Annotated in this window: 3 protein-coding genes; all 3 read left to right on the top strand. The window is 34.3% G+C overall.

Going from position 1 to position 1,804, the window contains the following annotated elements; genetic code table 11:
• The first annotated feature begins 185 nt into the window (after nt 1-185).
• On the top strand, nt 186-572 hold the full coding sequence (locus RM529_RS17130) for a hypothetical protein (protein ID WP_311485965.1): 387 nt from the start codon (nt 186-188) through the stop codon (nt 570-572).
• The gene (locus RM529_RS17125; protein ID WP_311485964.1) at nt 572-1,288 is read left to right on the top strand and encodes a hypothetical protein; all 717 of its coding nucleotides are present in this window, start codon (nt 572-574) and stop codon (nt 1,286-1,288) included. Before RM529_RS17130 ends, RM529_RS17125 begins: the two co-directional genes overlap by 1 nt.
• Nucleotides 1,278-1,804, top strand: a 527-nt coding sequence (locus tag RM529_RS17120) for a sensor histidine kinase (protein WP_311485963.1), incomplete at its 3' end; no start/stop codon positions are given. The genes RM529_RS17125 and RM529_RS17120, both read left to right, overlap by 11 nt.

The following is a 1,804-nucleotide window of genomic DNA, read 5'->3' as shown; positions in this document are numbered from 1 at the left end:
TAACGCCTCAACAGCACTTTTTTATCCCCAAAACATTTTAGATCAACTAAAATGACATTGCAAATGTATTTTCATATTGTAATGTTTGCAAGGGGGAAAATCCCCTTTTTTATGTAAGCTCTTGTATTAGAAATTTAATTATCTAATTTTAGCTGGAATATTTAACCCCATATTATCTACTTATAATGGAAAAACCAAAAAAATGCATTAGCGTTGACGAAGCGCGCAAAGAACAGGACGAATGGGTACGTACCCGTGGTAAATATATAAGTGAATGTGAAGGTTATGAAGATACCCGCGAGTTCTGGTACAGCCTGGATGAATTACAGGAATACCTGGATTATGTTAGGGAGAAATCTAAGGAACAGGGCGTGGAGAAACCGGGAATCAGGTTTTATTTAGGCGCGTATCCAACCACTAAAGAGGAAAAAGGATATTCTACCATATTTCTTTCACCTACCAAAGAAGCCCAGGGAGAAACCGAAGGTGCCAATGAAGACTCCGATCCTAATAATTATGAAATTGAGCCGTACAATACCATAACCTCAGGCCGGCCTCCAAAAAGTTATTAATGGAAAATTCCATTTTCCTTGTAATTTTATTAGAGGGTTTTGCTGCAATCTCTGGTCTTTATTATTATCAAAAAAAACCGACTGATAAAGCAGTCGGTTTTTTTGCTTATTTTTTATTATTTACATTTTTCGTTGAAACCATTGGTTTGATCCCGGCGATAATTTATTATAATGAGCCCTTGCATTTTCTTAAAAACACCTTTTGGTACCAAAACTATTGGCTCTACAATCCTTACCTGATTATCAGTTTCACAGTTTATATTCTATTTTTTAAAAGGAATATTTCTAATAGAAAAGTAGACGAATTCATCAATAAAGGTTTAGGTTTATATATTATAATATGTATTGCGAATTTGATATTTTCAGATGTGTTTCTCAAAAGTAATTCTGCAGTCACTTATATATTAGGTAGTTTTTTACTGGTAGGTGTGATTTTCTGTTATTATTTTGAGATTTTATTAAGTCCTAAAATTTTAAATATAAAAAGAGAAATCAGTTTTTTTATATCCTTTCCTGCTCTTTTGTATTTCCTATGCACAACTCCCATCATGATTTTTTATAAATATTTTACAACTCAAAGCCCTGAGTTTGTAGAACTCACTAATATCATAATGATTGGCATGAACATTTTTATGTACAGTTCTTATAGTATCGCTTTTTTATGGCTGGCCAACAAGAGAAAAACATCTCCTAAGAATATAGAGAATGCTTTCTAAAGAAGAAATCTTACTCATCATTTATTTTGTGGTAGTGATCTTGCTACTAACGGCTTTTGTGATCATCTTTTTTATCACCTACCAAAGACGAAAAAACAAACTTCTGGAGGAAAAGTTTGAAGCAGAAAAACGTTATGAGCAGGAAATTGTACAGTCCAGGATAGAAATTCAGGAGCAAACACTTAAAAACGTGAGCTGGGAGCTGCACGATAATATCGGTCAGTTACTTTCTGTTGCTAATCTTCAATTGAATATTCTTTCCAAAACCTTACCTGAAAAGGAAGAGGTCCTGGAGATAAAGGAAGTGGTAGCTGCTTCTTTACAGGAAGTGCGCGCGCTGTCAAAATCATTAAATAGTGAAGTAGTAGAGTATTCGGGGCTCACGGCTTCTGTGGAAAATGAGCTTAAGAGATTCGAGCGGCTAAATATCCTGCAGGCTGAATTCAAGATAGAAGGGGAAAAGTTCGATATTTATAAAAAAGATGAAATAATCCTGTTTCGTATTCTTCAGGAATT

Source organism: Autumnicola edwardsiae, from assembly GCF_031846505.1.
GTDB lineage: Bacteria > Bacteroidota > Bacteroidia > Flavobacteriales > Flavobacteriaceae > Autumnicola > Autumnicola edwardsiae.
Note: the sequence above shows the minus strand (reverse complement) of the source record. Positions and strands in the feature narration are given on the sequence as shown.

Bases quoted from the DNA above. Each gene is read 5' to 3' on its own strand.
- RM529_RS17130 (WP_311485965.1), top strand. From the start codon at position 186: ATGGAAAAACCAAAAAAATGCATTAGCGTTGACGAAGCGCGCAAAGAA.
- RM529_RS17125 (WP_311485964.1), top strand. From the start codon at position 572: ATGGAAAATTCCATTTTCCTTGTAATTTTATTAGAGGGTTTTGCTGCA.